Here is a 14734-nt window from a genome sequence, read left to right on the forward strand (position 1 = left end):
GAATTGTCCGGACTATCCACCAGTCCGCTACAGTCCCTCCCGCATCCGCTCGCGATCGCGGCCGGGGTGGCCCTGTACTGTAAGCGTGACGATCTGTACGCCTTCGACCCCGCAAGCCCGCTACAGGGGAATAAAGTCCGTAAGCTCCGGCCCTATCTGGCCGCCCCGGAAGCGTTGCGCGGTCGCACCATAGTCTCTTTCGGAGGTGCGTACAGCAATCACCTGGCCGCGCTTAGCGCCGCCGGGCGCCGGTTCGGTTTCTTCACCCGCTTTCTGGTTCGCGGCGAACCGGTCAGCAACCCCACTCTCGATTATATCCGCGCCAACGGTAGTGACCTGCGCTTCGTAAGCCGATCCGATTACCGCCGTAAGAACGACCCCGAATTTTTGCAGGCCCTGTCCGTCGGACCGCAGGATCTGGTGATCCCGGAAGGTGGTGGCACCGCCGCTTCCCTGATCCACGCCGGAGCCCCTTTTTCCGAGTCCGTGGTTCAACTAGGTCGGGTACCGGACTACTTTTGCCTAAGCGCGGGGACCGGCTGTACGGCAGCGGGTATCGTCGCGGCAGCCGAGCAGTGTCCGGCCAAGATCGAAGTGTTTCCCGCCCTGCGTGGCGATTGGATGCGGGGAGCGATCGAAGCGTGGATGGGCCGCCCGATACCCGCCAACAAACTCGAGGTAGTTAAGGAATTTACCTTCGGTGGTTACGGTAAGTTTCCAGGCCACTGGAAGCTCTACACCCCGCCCGGCTGCCTGGCCAAACGGGCTGACGTCGGTATGCAGGACTTACCACCCCTCGATCCCGTATATACCGCTAAGCTGTTCGTCGGTGTCTTGGAACGGATCCGGCTTGGCGCGTATCCCCGGAAAAGCACCGTCGTGGTTCTCCACACCGGGGGGATTTACTGATTCAGCCAAAGGGGGAATCACTACGGGCCGCCGCTAGGGTTTTCGCCTCTACGGGCCGTAATTTCCGGATGGTATGGGATTCCCATGCAATGTATCCGTCGGCAACGAACTGTTTAAGCCAGCCTTCCATTGGCCAAACGTCCCACTTCTTGTAGAAACGGTCCGCGTTCTCGATGATGTCGTCGAGGTGATGGTAAGGTGGGGAAAAAGTGGGGTGGAACTGGTGAAAGGCCCGGGCCTTGCAAGCATACATGGGAATCCGAGTCTGCCGGGCGGTGAAGGAGAAGTCAGTGTCTTCGCCGCCGTAACCCCGGTATCCTTCGTCGAACCCGCCGAGTCGGGCAAAGTCGTTCGCCCGCAGCCCGAAGCTCAATGACCAAAACAGGTGGTAGGCGAGGGGAATCAACGACCGATCCGCTGGAATCACCGGCCGCCGCGGGTGGCGCACCGCTAGCTCGGCTAGGTCCTCCGCCGTCCACCCTTCCGCAGCGATGGCCCGGGGCAAATAGTGTACGTCGCCCATTACCACGCCGTGGGTCTGGCGCACGGCGGTGGACAGTAGCTCCAGGTATTCGGGATGGGGGATGCAATCCACGTCCAAAAACGCAAGCAGACGGCCGCTGGCGTTGGCGGCGGCAAGGTTGCGGGCGGCGGCCAGCGGCAGCGGATGGTCTGGGTCCGCGATCTGGTGCAGATACATTTTACAGCCGGGGTCCGGCAGTTGATCCGGAATCGCTTCGTTCATAAAAACGACGATCACTTCCTCCGGCTTACGGGTCTGGGCCGCTACCCCCCGGAGTAAGTTGTGCAATTGGGTGCGCCTTCCGCGTACGATGGTCAGCAAACTGATGTCGGTCATCATATCGCTAAAGATTGTAGGGGATTTGGCTTCCTCTCCCTACCGGGGGCCGGGGGCAATGGCCGGTGAAAGAGAAAGGGCTGGCGGTATGGTCGGGCATGCGTTTTATTTGCCAGGGAGCGGTTTATTCAGGGGTTAAAACCCTGCCGTTTCTCAAAGTTCGCACGGAAGAAAGCCTAATGGGTACGGTCGACCACGAAGTTGACCAACTGCTCCAGGCCGGTACGGGCTTCCGACGGGGGGAGCTGCCGCAACAGCACGAAAGCCTCGTCACGGTACCGGTGCATAGCCGCCTCGGCGTAAGCGATGCCCTCACTCTCGCGGACGAACTGCAGCACTTCCTCCACGCGCTTCGGGTCGTTACTGTACTTTTTGATACTGCGGATCATGCGCCGCCGCTCGGAGCGGCTCGCCCGGTTGAGCGCATGAATCAGGGGTAAGGTCATCTTCTTTTCCTTGATATCGATCCCCAGCGGCTTACCCACCTGGTCCAGTCCGAAATCGAACAGGTCGTCCCGGATCTGAAAGGCGATACCGATTTTTTCTCCGAAGGCGTGCATCAGCGTCAGCGTCTCCTCGTTGTCCGTAGCCGAGGCGGCACCGGCGGCACAGGAGGCGGCAATGAGGCTGGCGGTCTTCTGGCGGATCACCTCAAAGTAGATCGCTTCGTCAATGTCCAGCCGCCGGGCCTTCTCGATTTGCAGCAACTCGCCCTCCGCCAGGGCCTGCACCGCGTTGGAGCTGATCTCCAGGGTACGGTACTGTTTCGCTTCCAGGGCGATGGAAAGTCCGCGTGCCAGGAAATAATCCCCCACGAGCACGGCGATTTTATTTTTCCATAGCGCATTGATGCTGAAAAACCCCCGGCGTTCGTAGCTCTCGTCCACGACGTCGTCGTGTACCAAACTGGCGGTATGGACGAGTTCGATCAGGCTCGCCGCGGTATACGTGGCGTCGGTGATGCCCCCGCAGGCCGCGGCGCTGAAGAAGGTGAACATGGGCCGCATTTGCTTGCCCTTGCGCCGCACGATGTAGTAGGTGATCCGGTCCATCAGCGGCACCGGCGACCGGAGCGTATCGCGGAACCGCTTCTCGAAGGTTTCCAGTTCCTGGGCGATCGGTCGCTTTATCTGATCTAGGCCGTGGGCCATCCGGAGGGGGTGCAGCTGGTTAGGCCGGCAAAGGTAGCCTATATATCCGGGCCGGTTGGCCGTCCCTCGCTTCGGTGCTGATGTACAACGTCCCGTCCGCCGTAAAGCAAATTCCCTCGGGCTGGGGGAAGAGGTCCCGATCGAGGTTGATTAGCATGTCAACTTCTCCCGCCGGGGTCACTACCGCGAGTTGCTTGCCGACGCTACTGGTGAGGTACAGGTGGCCGGTTTGGGGATGAATGGCCAGGCCGGAAGGGGAAAAGTCATTGAGGCGCGGGAAGGAATACGCCGGTTCCTTCGCTAATTCGTGGGTGGTGAGGTCGAAAGAAAAGATGTATCGGTCGGCCTTGTCCAATCCGTTACCGGTGGGGTCCTCCTTGCCGGCTAACAGCAGCCGGTCTCCGGCCGCATCGTAGTATAGCCCTTCGACGTCGTAGTCCGCGTCCAGCCAGGTTTTGTGCTTCGTCACGGTTTGTGTCGGCTTACCCGGGAGAGCTACCTGGTACAGGCGGCCGTTACTTTCCGCTACCCATATTTCGTCGCCAACCAGGGCAATACCTTCGTAGTCTCCGTCGTCGCCGAACAGGATCCGTTCCTGCACGGAGCCGTCGGCGGTGCTGATGCGAAAAATGATCCCGTTCTCATCCTGTATGGCCAGCAAATCGTCGCCGAACAGCGTCAGTCCGCTGATCTCTTCCAGCTCCTTGGGTAGCTCCACGAGCAGTTCCGGGGAGTGGACCGCATAGGGGAACTGGGCGGGAGCGGGCGACGGAGCGCAGGTGCAAAGAATTCCCATGAATAGCCAGGCAAGTAAATACGTACGCATGCCTTGAAAAGGTGCCGCCCACCCCGATAGTTCGCGCAGCGTAGTAGGCTTCCCTCCGACATCGCGCCGCCGACCTTCCCCCACTTTTTGTTTGATTTTAGGTTCGGCTGTCCGAATTCGAAGTATTTTCGCCGCCTATGGAATCCGTCCACATCGCCGGGGAAGCCCTACTGCTGCACCCGGAACGCGCTGTCTACTGGCCGGCGCATAAGACGCTGCTGCTGGCGGATCTTCACCTCGGCAAGAGCGCCCATTTCCGGCGGGCGGGCATCCCGGTCCCCCCGTTGGTCACGAATGTCAATTTCGCGCGTCTTCGTAGCCTGATCGAGACGTTTTCGCCCGACCGGGTCCTGCTCCTGGGCGACCTTTTCCACAGCGATCATAATCATGTCTGGGGGGCATTTTGCGATTTTACGGCCGCCCACCGAGAGGTGCGCTTCGAACTGGTGCCGGGCAACCACGATGTCTTGCCTCCGCACTGCTACGCGGAGGCCCGGTTGCTGTACCATCCCGAGATCATCGAGGAGGGGCCCTTCAGCTTCAGTCATCATCCCCTCGAAACGAGCCAGCGCCGCCCGGGTAAGTACAACCTCTGCGGTCACGTGCACCCCTGCGTAAAGTTGTTAGACCGCAGCGGCCGGGGCATTAAACTGCCTGCTTTCTACTTCGGAGCGTACGAAGGCATCCTACCCGCCTTCGGTGAGTTTACGGGCTGCGCGGAAGTGAAGGTGCGCCCCGGCGACCGGGTCTTCGTATTGGCCGAGGACAGCGTACTCGCGGTAGGGTAGGCCCGTAGTCCGCCGAGCTCCGCTCGTCTGCCCAGGGGGCTGGGCGATGAAGTCTGCCCGCCTGCGAGGGCGCTTCCGGAAGAGAACCGTAAGCGGGCTTGCTACGACCGACCCGTGGGCGGAGAAACTTCGTTATACTCCGTTGGACGGACCACTACCGAAACCGCAGCGAAAGTTGCCGCCCGTCCAGCGTATCCGGGGCGTCGTCGAAGAGGAGGATGGTATAGGCCAGTCCGCGCCCCTCCCGGTAGAGGGCGATCATCTGGGCCTGTTCTTTATCGCTGAAGCTCCGTTTGGGGCGGAAGGTGTACATCCTGGCCCAATCAGCATTGTAGAGCGCCATTTCCTCCGTTCCGAAGCTATGGACGGCGGTCACGGCGTCTTCGTCGTTACTGCCGAGGTTCATGGCCAGGGTGGTGGCGGCCAGGTGGGGCAGGCCGTAGTAGCGGTCGCCTTCGTGCTCCGGTACGATGTGGAACCGAAGCTCCAGCTTTTCCCGACGGGAAGTCATGGTGTAATGATCTTCCAGCCAGCGGTTTTCGTCGCGGAAGGTCTTCTCCCGGTAATCACTGTCGAGCGGCGCGTTGAACCGCATGTCCAGGCTATCCAGCCGGAGGAGGAACTCGGGGGGAAGGTCGATCTGGGCGCTTCCGGCGAGGGAGGTCAATAACAAAAAGGAAAGCAGCAAAACCTTCATGTGCTGGGAGCATTTCGGGCACCCAATATACCGCTATGAACAGGGATCGAATAATCGGGCTTCGGGTAGGGTCGGCGGTGCGACAGGGTGGCGGAGCTCCAGCTGCACCAGGGGTTTCCGAGGGGTAGGTCTGCTCGTGCGAACTCCGTGGGGTGGGATACCGAGTTGCGGGAGGTCGCCCTCCCGGCGCCCTCAATTCCGCTCCGCCAGCTGATCCTTCACCGGCAGCACCGTAACCTCATGGGCCGCTTTCAGCGCTGTCAGTTCGACGATAATCTCGGGGTGGGCCGCAGCGATGTCCGTAGTCTCGCCGGGGTCGCGGCCGAGGTGGTACAGCAACGGCGGACCGTGTTCCTCCCGCGGCCCGAACTGACCGTAAGCCCCCTCGGTCACGAAATGGGCTTTGAAGGCGCCCTTGCGGATGGCGAACACTTCCTGGCCCCGGTAGAAGATCATCTGATCGCGGGCACTTTCGGCTCCATGCAGGAGGGTTGCCGACAGGTCCAAGCCGTCGATAATCCGGTCATTGGGTACCGCGACCCCGGCTAGGCGGCCAAGCGTAGGGAGTAAGTCGAGGGTGGAACCGATGCCCCGGACCGTCCCCGGCCGAACCCGCCCCGGCCCCCAAAAGATAGCCGGTACCCGGTGGCCCGCCTCCCAGGTGGTGCCCTTGCCGGCGTAGAACGGCCCCGGACTCCCCCCGTCCAATCCGTAGGAGCGCCAGGGACCGTTATCGGAAGTGAATACGACGACGGTGTTTTCCGCCAGGCCCTCGGCACGCAACAAGGCCAGGATGCGGCCGACGCCGTCGTCGATCTCCTCAATGACGTCGCCGTAGAGGCCGCGTTCACTGCTACCGAGAAAGTCCGCGGAGGCAAAGAGGGGCACATGTGGTAGGCTGTGGGCGAGGTATACGAAGAACGGTCCTTCCCGGTGCTCCCGGATGAAGTCCATGGCCGCTTCGGTGTAGCGGCCAGTGATCGTTCGCTGGTCGGCGGGCCGCTCCACCGTGGTCGTGTCCCGAAGCAGCGGGACGTTGAAATTTTCGATCCGGATCGAATCGTGCGGCTGCTGCCAGAACTCCCGGTAGCCGAGGTCACTCACCAGGTCCATATCGTTGGAATAGGGGATGCCGAAGTACGTATCAAAACCGTGTTGGGTCGGTAAGTACGCGGGTAGGTGCCCGAGGTGCCACTTGCCAATCGCGGCGGTTGCATAGCCCGCCCCTTGGAGTTGCTCGGCGAGGGTGACTTCCGTAGCGGGTAGCCCGCCAGTACTGTTCGGAAACAGAACACCGACAACGTTGCTGGTCATGCCACTCCGCACCGGATACCGGCCCGTAAGCAAAGCCGCCCTGCTCGGGGTACAAACGTTCGCGGCTACGTAGAAGCTGGTCCATCGCTGTCCCTCCCGCGCCATGGCGTCCAAATGCGGGGTACGAATCGTCGGGTGGCCGTAACTGCCGAGATCGCCGTAGCCCAGGTCGTCGGTAAAGATGACGATGATATTGGGTGGCTCGGTCGACTGGGCGGTCAGGCTGACGGCAATGACTAAAAGAAGGTAGAGTAGGGGATTACGCATGACCGAAGTTTCACCTCAATCTACGCATCCGCACGCGGCCCGAAAAGGGCCGTGATATTTTGGAAGACCCACGGCCTAATAGCCTTCCCGGATCAGTTCCAGCACCACAAATCCCGCAAAGGAAACTACGCCGCCGCCAATGCCGACGAGTACACCCCGCCACTTGGAGTATACGCCACCGCCGCGATCGATGAGCACGTTTATTTCAGACAGCTGCGTTCTTTGGAAAACGTAGTGGGCAAGCAGGGCGGTCAGCAGTGGGGGGACAAAACCCGGCAAGTCCGCCAGCGGCGGCACGAAGTCTACCAGGTAATACAGGAATAGCGCCAGGGCAACCGCGCTAACCCAAACCTGTGGTATGCGTTCTGCCCTGTCAAGCGTGCGAAAGTTCGTCGCCAGCACGTATCCGGCAGCCAGCGGCCCGCCGATAAAGGTGCTGATCCACAGCGATTTTTCCAGGTACACCCAGCCCGGGTGGGAAGCGGAGTCGAGTACGGTGTTGGTTGGCACGGAGGATGGCTTTGCCTTCCGGCTCCCGGTAAGGAGTCCGCTGAGGAAACTTACTTTTCCACGCTCACCGTAGCCGCCCCGCAGTAGATTTCCGCTTCCTTGAAGGTGAAAACGATGGTGTACACCCCGGAATCCCGACAGCGATAATTAAACTGCTCCCGGTAGCCCGTATGGTCGTAAGAGGAGGCGACCTCGTTGTCTTTGTTGTTCAGTACGGCTGCCACGACGCCCTCGGCTCCACCGTCGGCACCGGTAGCCAGCTGGAAGTGGTAGTTGGTATCCTTGCGTAGGTTAAGTTTTACTTCCACCTGTTTTTGCTCGCCACCCTTACCGTCCAGGTGGTAGCTTTTGAGCAGGCGATGGGTGTCCGGCATTTTCGCGGCGCTAAATTCCTGGTACGCTTTGAAGTTGCACTGGGCCGGCAGCTGGGAAGCAGCGCCGAAGAGGAGACAAAGGAAAAATACGCGAGACAGCAGGTTCATGTCAGATGAATGGATGACCGGATAGGTGAACACCCATCATAACTGCTTCCAAAGCAACAAATTGCTGGTGTCGGCTACCTTAAAGGACGGTGCCTCGACTAATTGGTGCGATTTCCCGTCCGTTGCCAGGTTTGCCATGCACCCGCGCTCCGGCGCCCCGCTGGCTTTCCGTTACAACGCCCCCCGCAGTCGTTCCACCAGCAAGTTGGTGATCCGACGGTTAACGCTGCTCTCGTTGTCGAGGTAATACTGCATTTCCTCGGGGTCGAAGTGGCCGACGGTCATGCCGAAGAGCAACCCCCGCAGGCGGTTGTCACGGGTCACCAGCTCCTTCACCTTATCGAAGCGCTGGGCCGCCGGCAGAGAGTGCAACCGCACCTTGCGCTTGTCCAGGTAGTGGACCATCACGGCAACCAAACGATCGTGCTGCTGCTTGAGGATCGGGCGCAGGGTATCGTTCTGGAAGGCCTCGTCCGGAGAATCGGTGGGCTGGGTATCGATGTGGGGGCGCATGGACTGTAAGTTTTGTGACCGCGGCTGGCAAATGCCAATTGATGAAATGTACGACGCCGCATGGACATGCGGTTCCCCGTCGGTCAGGCGTAGGTTTCCCGGAAGAAGTCCTGCAGGGAAGATGTTTTCCGGCCAAGTATCTTCTCCAGTTCGTCGGACGGGCCGGCGAATTCCCCCTCGGCGATGCCGGTGCTGAAGATGTCCGTCATCCAGATTGCCCCCTCGGGCACCCCATGGGTCTTCATCGTTTTCCGGAATTCCTCCCGGCCTGGTGACACGTAGTCGATTTTCGTATCCAGGATGTCGCCAAGCATGGTGGCCACTTCGGAAAAGGTGACCCGTTCGCTGCCGTTCAGGGAAAGTACCCGGTTGCGGTAAGCGGCGGGGTCCGCCAGCAGGATGGCCGCGGCTTCCGCCAGATCGCGGCGGGGTGCCAGGGCTACGCGCCCGTCGCCCGCGGGCAGGTAAACCGTTTTGCTCCCCAACAGCTGTTCCCGGTCGCCGATGAAGAGGGGGGCAACTTCCGCGTAGAGGTTGTGGCGGAGAATGGTGTAGTCCATGCCGGATTCCATGATCCGGTCCTCCGTCTGCTTATGGGCGTCCACGATGGGGTGCAGCACCGTCTCCGGCCCCTCCGTTTCGCGGACGCTGCTGGTGTAAATGATGTGCTTTACGCTAGCCCGTTGCGCGGCGCTTACGACGTTCTCGTGCTGCTTAAGGCGATTTTCCACATCGCTGGAAGAAACGAAATAGAGTACCTCGATGCCGTCGAAAGCGCTTGCGAGTTCCTCCGGCTTGTCGTAGTCGCCGATGCGGACGTCCAGTCCTCGGTCGCGAAAACCGGCGGTCGTATTGCCGTCAGGGTGGCGGCTCAACACGGCCAGGGAACCCGGTCCGTTGCGTTCGAGGAGGTAGTCGACAACGCTTCCGCCAAGGTGGCCGGTTGCTCCGGTGATCAGGGTCTTTTGCATGGTAAATTTTCTTTAGTAGCTATACGTGTGTTACTTACTTTTGGTAAGTCAAAATTACGGGCGGTTGTTTTGGACCGCAAGTGGGTACCTCCGCCTTCGTAGCCCACCCCGGGGTAAGTATCATTGGAAACCAGCGGCTTATGCGTCAAGAAAAAATCGTCGATCTCGCCAATTCGGAAAACTGCCCGGTGCGGAACGTCCTGGACCGCTTCGGCGACAAGTGGTCTACGCTCATTCTCCTCGTCCTCGGGCGGAAGGAGCCGCTTCGCTTCGGAGCCATTCACCGGTCCATCGGTACCATTTCCCAGAAGATGCTGACGGTGAGCCTGAAGAAGCTGGAGGCCGACGGGCTGGTCGACCGCACCGTTTTTGCCGAGGTGCCGCCACGGGTGGAATACTGCCTTACCGAGCGGGGGAAGAGCCTGCTGCCGGTGTTGCAGCAGCTGGTCGACTGGGCGAACGAGCATATGGAAGACATCCGCGCCTCCCGTGCCGCATCGGGGGTCGACTAGCGCATCGTCAAGGCGTCGGCGAGCCGGTCGAGGTCCGGGAAAGTGTGATCCGGTGCGTCGGCCAGCGGGTAGGTGACCTGGCCCGGCCGCGCAATGAAGGCCGTTTGCATGCCCGCCCAACCGGCACCGGCTACGTCCCAGCCATGGGCGGCCACCAACAGGCAATCTTTCGGATCCGCCCCCACCTGCTCCGCCGCCCAGGTGTACACGTCGCGGTGGGGCTTGAACTTCTGGACCCCGTCCACGCTCAAGCGGCCCGCGAAATACCCTTTAAGCCCGGAGTGGGTCATCTGGTCTTCCAGCGCATCGGCGGCCGAATTCGTGAGGGTATAGAGGAGAAAGCCTGCTGCATTCAGTCGTTCCAGCGCCGCCGGCACTTCTGGGTGGGGCGGTAGCGATCGTACGGGCTTGACGGCGGCTTTCGCCGCGGCTTCGGAAAACTCCATGCCCTGCTGCCGGGCGACCATTTGGAGGGCGGCTGTAGCGATGGACCCGAAATCGGCGTAGCGCCCGCCAACCGTAGAAACCAGGGAATACTGCAGCAGGGTGGTAAACCACAGTGGGACCAGCTCTTTGCTTCCTCCGAGGGCCGCCGCGACGCTTTCTTTCACTGGCTGCAGGTCTAGCAGGGTTTCGTTGACGTCGAAGAAGATGGCTTGGGGTGAAGTTTGCATGACGATGGGAGGGTTTATTGGGCGATGGCGGCGATCCGGCGGGCGATCTCCGGGGCCCGGTCCTCCTGCAGGAAGTGCTTGGCGGGCAGGCGGAAGATATCCTTCAGCCCGGCCACCCGTTTGATCTCCTCCCCGAAGTGTTCGTAGGTCAGCCCGGGGTCCCGGTCGCCCCAGATGGCCTGGACGGGGTAGGGGACGTCCTGTACGGCCTGGTAGCATCGGTCGCGGAAGGCCTCCGTTTGGGTAAAGTTGCGCATGATCTTGAGGAAGGCGAAACCTTTGTCGTGGTGCTTTAGCAGGTCGACGTAGGCGTTCATTTCTTCCCGCGGTACCCGATCGGTATCGGCCACGCACATCCCCTTGAACATAAGCGGCCACGTCAGGTGATTCATCAAAGCCAGTTCCGCCTCTCCCATTACGGGTACCTGGAAGGGGCGCATAGGCAGGGGCTTTTTAAAATTGACTACGTCGATGAAGGAATTCAGTACGGTAATGGAGCGGACCCGTTCGCGCTGGTCGGCCGCCATGGCGAAGCCGATCGGTCCGCCGATGTCGTGTACCACGAGGTGGTAGGAGTCGAGAACGAGGGCTTCGGTTGCCAGGGAGGCGAAGCGGGCCAGGCCGGTGAAGCTGTAATCGTAGGCTTCCGGCCGGTCGGTGAGGCCCAGTCCGGGCAGGTCGAAGGCAATGCCCCGCAGCCCGAGCGCGGCCAATTCCTCGACTACTTTCCGGTAGAGGAAGGAGGAAGTCGGCACGCCGTGGAGGCACACGACCGCTTCGCCTTCGCCTTTATCCAGTACGAAAGTGTCGAGTCGGTCCACCTGAATAAAGCGGCCGGCGCCGCGGTGGGCGTCGATGACGTCGGCGGTGGAACGGTCAGGCATCGGATCGGCTGTTGTAGGGAAAGAAATCCTCCCGCTCCCCGTTTTCGTATTGGCGCCGGAGCGCGGGTGCATTGATTTCCCAGTCGGGGCGACACTTCCTGGAAATCGCCCGAAAATCCTGCCGAATTTCTTCCGCGGTTGGCCGGCCGAAGTACCAGTACCCCTGGTAGATTGCGTAAATCCGCAGGCCGGGCGCTAGCAACAGCGTGTGGGGTATCATCGGGTCGTGCTCCGGATCGGTGTACTCCTGAATGTCGAGCTCCCGTTGCAGTTTCCGGTCCGGATCGCAAAGAAAGGGCCAGTGGGCTCCGAGTCTCGTACGCCACTCCAGGCTCTGCATTTGCTGGTCGGTACTGATCGTTACGAAGCGGCAGTAGCCGACTTTGAGTTCCGTCTGCATGGCGGCCATCCACTGGTGTTGCAGGTCTTCCTTCGGGCAGTAGCTGCCGCGGGCGAGGACGAGCGCAAGGGGGTCGTTGCCCTGTAGTTCGCTGATTTTACGGGGGGCGCCCCGGTGGTCGGGGAGTTCGTAGTCGGGGAAACGGTCGCCCGGTTTCAGGGAGGGAATCATGGGGATGCTAAGCAATGGCCGTGTTACCAAAGGTGGCATCCGCGGTCATATGTTCGCTAGCTACACCGCCGGCCCGGCGCCTGCTGGACGCCGGTTTGCCCGCGCCCCTTACTGCTTGATCACCCGGTGGAGGCCGTTCGGGGTACGTAAATAGTATACGCCGGCCGGAAATCCGGTCAGGTCGACCGAGAGCACGTTCCCATCCTGGCGCTTGAGTAGTGCGGCTCGGGTGAGGTCGGTTCCGCTACTGTTTTGAATGTGCAGGTCGGCGAGCGTGACGGTCTCGCCGGAAAGGGTGAATCGCTCGGAAAAGGGATTCGGAAAGATCGTGCCGCCCGCGGAGGAAGCCCCATTGTGAACGCTACGGACATCGGAGTACCCGGATCGCCCGTCGAAGTCCGTCTGCTGGATCCGGTAGTAGCTCAGCCCGGGCAGGGGGTGGCGGTCGAGGGCTACGTATTCGGTCAATTGGAAGGTGGTGCCGGCCCCACGCATTTGCATTACGGCTTCCCAGTCAGTCCCGTGGGCGCTCCGTTCAACGGTGAAATAGGCATTTGCGGATTCCGAGGCGGTGCTCCAGTTTAGCCGTACTTCACCATTGCGGTCGGTTTCGGCAGCGAAGGATAGCAGCTCTATCGGTAGCATCGCGTTCAGGGCCTGTCCGTCCAGCTGCGGACCAACGCTATAAAAAGTGGCGGGGCTGTTCTGATTGGCGTATTCCGTAGCGATCCAGGCACTGGATTTGGCGGAGGAAGCCAGGCGGAACTCGTCGAAGCGGGCGTCGATGTAGTGGTCGGCACCGTACTGCGACCGACCGAAGTAATTCCGGGTGGAGTTTTCCATGTTCGACGGCCGAAGGGTTACCCCGGTGGTGGTGGCGTAGAGGGCGCCGTTTCGGTACAGTCGCAGGGTGCCGGTACTGTTTTGCAGGGTTACGGTCCAGTAGATCCAGGTATCGGTAATGTCTCCCGGATGATTGGCCGAAGGACCCTGTTCGCCACCGTTGAAGTTGGTGGTGATGCGGACCCTGGCGCTGGAGGGAGCGTTGGCGGCGATGGTCGGAGAGAAGAAGAAATTAATTTGTTCGCTCTGACCGAAGTCGAAGATCCGTTCCCAGTTGGTGTCGAAGCGATCCAGCCAGACCCAGCCGGAGAAGGTGAAGTCGTTCACGCCCGCCAGCAGGTTGTTGGGCGCGGCGTAATAGATGCCCGTGTTGTTGGACAGGACGTTCGTGCTATTGTTCAGATCCCGGCCGCGGCCGATTTTCGCGGTAGCTAAGTTCGTCGTCCCGTAGTTCGTCAGGTTCCGGCCGTTGCTGGTAGCGTCATTGCCCGACCCGCTGAAATGGTACACGCCGAGGTAATCGCTGCTGAAGGTGGACGACGAATTGGGGTTCGTGGTAGCCGCGGTACTCCCGTAGTACATATACAGGTCGGTATTCACGGTGGCGCTGAGGGTGGGAATACGTACCCAGGCAACGAGTTGGCCGGTGGTGCGTACATAGCGCTCGATCTCGTAGTCCAGCGGCGTATCGTACCCCTCCAGGGAAAAGAGAATGTCGAAGCCGGAATTATGGCGAACGAACCCCCCGTTGGCCACCGTGCGCAGATTGGGGTCCGTGAAACTGATGAGCAGGGGGAAGTCCGTCAGATCCCCCGTGCCGGCAACCTCGCTGGCCTGGATAGTAATCACCTTCGCATGCGCGTAGGGGCCGGTTTGCGCCGAAACCGGTAGGAGTATTCCCCCTCCTAACAATAGGAGGAAGAGACGCGGTAGAAGTTTTTGCAAAGCTTGCGTTTGATTAAAGTGTCAACAATTCGAGCAGGATGCTGCTCCTAAATCCGTTTTTCCGCGGCCCGATAGGGCCACGGGAGAAGTCGTAATCCAACCAAGCTTACCGCACCCCCCAAAGCATTCCGGACGGTACAAAAGCTTATCAGGATCACCGCCTTGGCGCGACGATATCGCCGGGCCGTCAGCGGGTTGTATGCTGTTGGGTGTTCTAACGTCTAGTAGTATGTGGCAAGTACGATTTAACGGCTATAGCGCGGTAAATCCGTTCAGCCAATGAGGTAATAAACTGGTATTTAGGCTTTTGCGCTTGCAAAAATCTGCTCGATGATAAAATGGGTGTCCTAGGTTTACGCCGGGTATTTAGCGCCGGCTGGTGCGTAGTTTTACTGCGATAACCCGGTGTTCATGATTCCTGACTTACTCCGTACCGTCTACGACTATCCGGCCCGGCGCGAAAGCGAGCTGGTGGTGCTAGCCGCCGCACACACCCGGGTACACTTTAACCGCGAGGACTGTATTCTTCGAAGGGGGGAGCGGGCCGGTGCGTACTACCTTTTGGAAGCGGGATTGGCAAGGTCTTACGTGGCGGATTACACCGGCCGGGAGATCACCACCGAATTCTTCCGACCCGGCCAGCTGGTCATCGAAGTGGCTTCGCTCTTTCAGCGGATCCCTTCCCGTAGTACGCTGCAAGCGCTGACGGAGGTCACCGCTTACCGGATCGAATATGACGTGTTCCAGGAGCTCTTTCACCGCTTCGAGGGCTTTCGGGAATGGGGTAGGTCCTGGATGGCCGAGCAGCTGTTTCGCGAAAAGCAACGCAACGTGGATACGATCACCCTCAGCGCTACGGAACGGTATCGTGCCCTGCTCGACCAGCAGCCCGAAGTGCTGGCGGGGGCTCACCTGAAGCACGTGGCATCCTACCTCGGCATTACCGACAGCTCCCTCAGCCGGATTCGGAAAGAGGTTGCCCGCAGTCACCGGAACTTGCCATAGGGCAATTTTCCCG

At 60.5% G+C, this 14734-nt stretch carries 17 protein-coding genes; 4 read left to right on the plus strand and 13 right to left on the minus strand.

All coding sequences use genetic code 11. The features are described from left to right. Nucleotides 1-3 precede the first annotated feature (3 nt). A complete protein-coding gene (locus CLV84_RS06890; RefSeq protein ID WP_170067602.1) occupies nucleotides 4-909 on the plus strand; it encodes a 1-aminocyclopropane-1-carboxylate deaminase/D-cysteine desulfhydrase in 906 nt (301 codons plus the stop codon). A gap of 1 nt (nucleotide 910) precedes the next feature. On the opposite strand, the gene CLV84_RS06895 is transcribed toward CLV84_RS06890, so the two are convergent. From CLV84_RS06895 to CLV84_RS06905, 3 genes are all read right to left on the minus strand, one after another. Continuing rightward, the gene (locus CLV84_RS06895; protein WP_104418982.1) at nucleotides 911-1771 is read right to left on the minus strand and encodes a glycosyltransferase family 2 protein; all 861 of its coding nucleotides are present in this window, start codon (nucleotides 1769-1771) and stop codon (nucleotides 911-913) included. Between the two features lie 173 nt (nucleotides 1772-1944). Next, nucleotides 1945-2919 (minus strand): polyprenyl synthetase family protein, encoded by a 975-nt coding sequence (locus CLV84_RS06900; protein WP_104418983.1) that lies wholly within the window; start codon nucleotides 2917-2919, stop codon nucleotides 1945-1947. A gap of 19 nt (nucleotides 2920-2938) precedes the next feature. Beyond that, nucleotides 2939-3745, minus strand: coding sequence for an SdiA-regulated domain-containing protein (locus CLV84_RS06905; RefSeq protein WP_104418984.1), 807 nt, complete (start codon nucleotides 3743-3745; stop codon nucleotides 2939-2941). A 137-nt stretch (nucleotides 3746-3882) separates the two neighbouring features. On the opposite strand from CLV84_RS06905, the gene pdeM reads away from it, so the two are divergent. After that, on the plus strand, nucleotides 3883-4533 hold the full coding sequence (pdeM, locus tag CLV84_RS06910) for a ligase-associated DNA damage response endonuclease PdeM (RefSeq protein ID WP_104418985.1): 651 nt from the start codon (nucleotides 3883-3885) through the stop codon (nucleotides 4531-4533). A 154-nt stretch (nucleotides 4534-4687) separates the two neighbouring features. On the opposite strand, the gene CLV84_RS06915 is transcribed toward pdeM, so the two are convergent. From CLV84_RS06915 to CLV84_RS06940, 6 genes are all read right to left on the minus strand, one after another. Further along, on the minus strand, nucleotides 4688-5230 hold the full coding sequence (locus CLV84_RS06915) for a hypothetical protein (RefSeq protein WP_104418986.1): 543 nt from the start codon (nucleotides 5228-5230) through the stop codon (nucleotides 4688-4690). A 192-nt stretch (nucleotides 5231-5422) separates the two neighbouring features. Continuing rightward, on the minus strand, nucleotides 5423-6811 hold the full coding sequence (locus CLV84_RS06920; protein ID WP_104418987.1) for a sulfatase family protein: 1389 nt from the start codon (nucleotides 6809-6811) through the stop codon (nucleotides 5423-5425). 75 nt (nucleotides 6812-6886) lie between these two features. Next, nucleotides 6887-7321: a hypothetical protein gene (locus CLV84_RS06925; protein ID WP_104418988.1), complete on the minus strand. Its 435-nt coding sequence runs from the start codon at nucleotides 7319-7321 to the stop codon at nucleotides 6887-6889. Nucleotides 7322-7371: 50 nt separating this feature from the next. Then, nucleotides 7372-7803 (minus strand): hypothetical protein, encoded by a 432-nt coding sequence (locus tag CLV84_RS06930; RefSeq protein WP_104418989.1) that lies wholly within the window; start codon nucleotides 7801-7803, stop codon nucleotides 7372-7374. A 171-nt stretch (nucleotides 7804-7974) separates the two neighbouring features. Continuing rightward, on the minus strand, nucleotides 7975-8316 hold the full coding sequence (locus CLV84_RS06935; RefSeq protein WP_104418990.1) for a hypothetical protein: 342 nt from the start codon (nucleotides 8314-8316) through the stop codon (nucleotides 7975-7977). 83 nt (nucleotides 8317-8399) lie between these two features. Beyond that, nucleotides 8400-9287, minus strand: coding sequence for an NAD(P)H-binding protein (locus CLV84_RS06940; protein ID WP_104418991.1), 888 nt, complete (start codon nucleotides 9285-9287; stop codon nucleotides 8400-8402). A gap of 140 nt (nucleotides 9288-9427) precedes the next feature. Between CLV84_RS06940 and CLV84_RS06945 the strand changes: the two genes are divergently transcribed. Then, a complete protein-coding gene (locus CLV84_RS06945) occupies nucleotides 9428-9799 on the plus strand; it encodes a winged helix-turn-helix transcriptional regulator (protein ID WP_104419530.1) in 372 nt (123 codons plus the stop codon). Here CLV84_RS06945 and CLV84_RS06950 read toward each other — a convergent pair. The 4 genes from CLV84_RS06950 to CLV84_RS06965 form a co-directional block, all read right to left on the minus strand. After that, nucleotides 9796-10473, minus strand: a complete 678-nt coding sequence (locus tag CLV84_RS06950) for a haloacid dehalogenase type II (protein WP_104418992.1) — start codon at nucleotides 10471-10473, stop codon at nucleotides 9796-9798. The genes CLV84_RS06945 and CLV84_RS06950 overlap by 4 nt on opposite strands. Before the next feature lie 14 nt (nucleotides 10474-10487). After that, complete coding sequence (locus CLV84_RS06955; RefSeq protein ID WP_104418993.1) at nucleotides 10488-11357, minus strand: alpha/beta fold hydrolase; 870 nt, start codon at nucleotides 11355-11357, stop codon at nucleotides 10488-10490. After that, nucleotides 11350-11928: a redoxin domain-containing protein gene (locus CLV84_RS06960; protein WP_211295186.1), complete on the minus strand. Its 579-nt coding sequence runs from the start codon at nucleotides 11926-11928 to the stop codon at nucleotides 11350-11352. The genes CLV84_RS06955 and CLV84_RS06960 overlap by 8 nt, the downstream gene beginning before the upstream one ends. Before the next feature lie 108 nt (nucleotides 11929-12036). Further along, a complete protein-coding gene (locus tag CLV84_RS06965; RefSeq protein WP_104418994.1) occupies nucleotides 12037-13716 on the minus strand; it encodes a DUF2341 domain-containing protein in 1680 nt (559 codons plus the stop codon). Between the two features lie 411 nt (nucleotides 13717-14127). On the opposite strand from CLV84_RS06965, the gene CLV84_RS06970 reads away from it, so the two are divergent. Continuing rightward, entirely contained in the window at nucleotides 14128-14721 is a 594-nt protein-coding gene (locus CLV84_RS06970; RefSeq protein ID WP_104418995.1) for a Crp/Fnr family transcriptional regulator, read from the plus strand. The last annotated feature ends 13 nt before the right edge of the window (nucleotides 14722-14734 follow it).

The sequence above is a fragment of the Neolewinella xylanilytica genome, assembly GCF_002934605.1.
GTDB lineage: Bacteria > Bacteroidota > Bacteroidia > Chitinophagales > Saprospiraceae > Neolewinella > Neolewinella xylanilytica.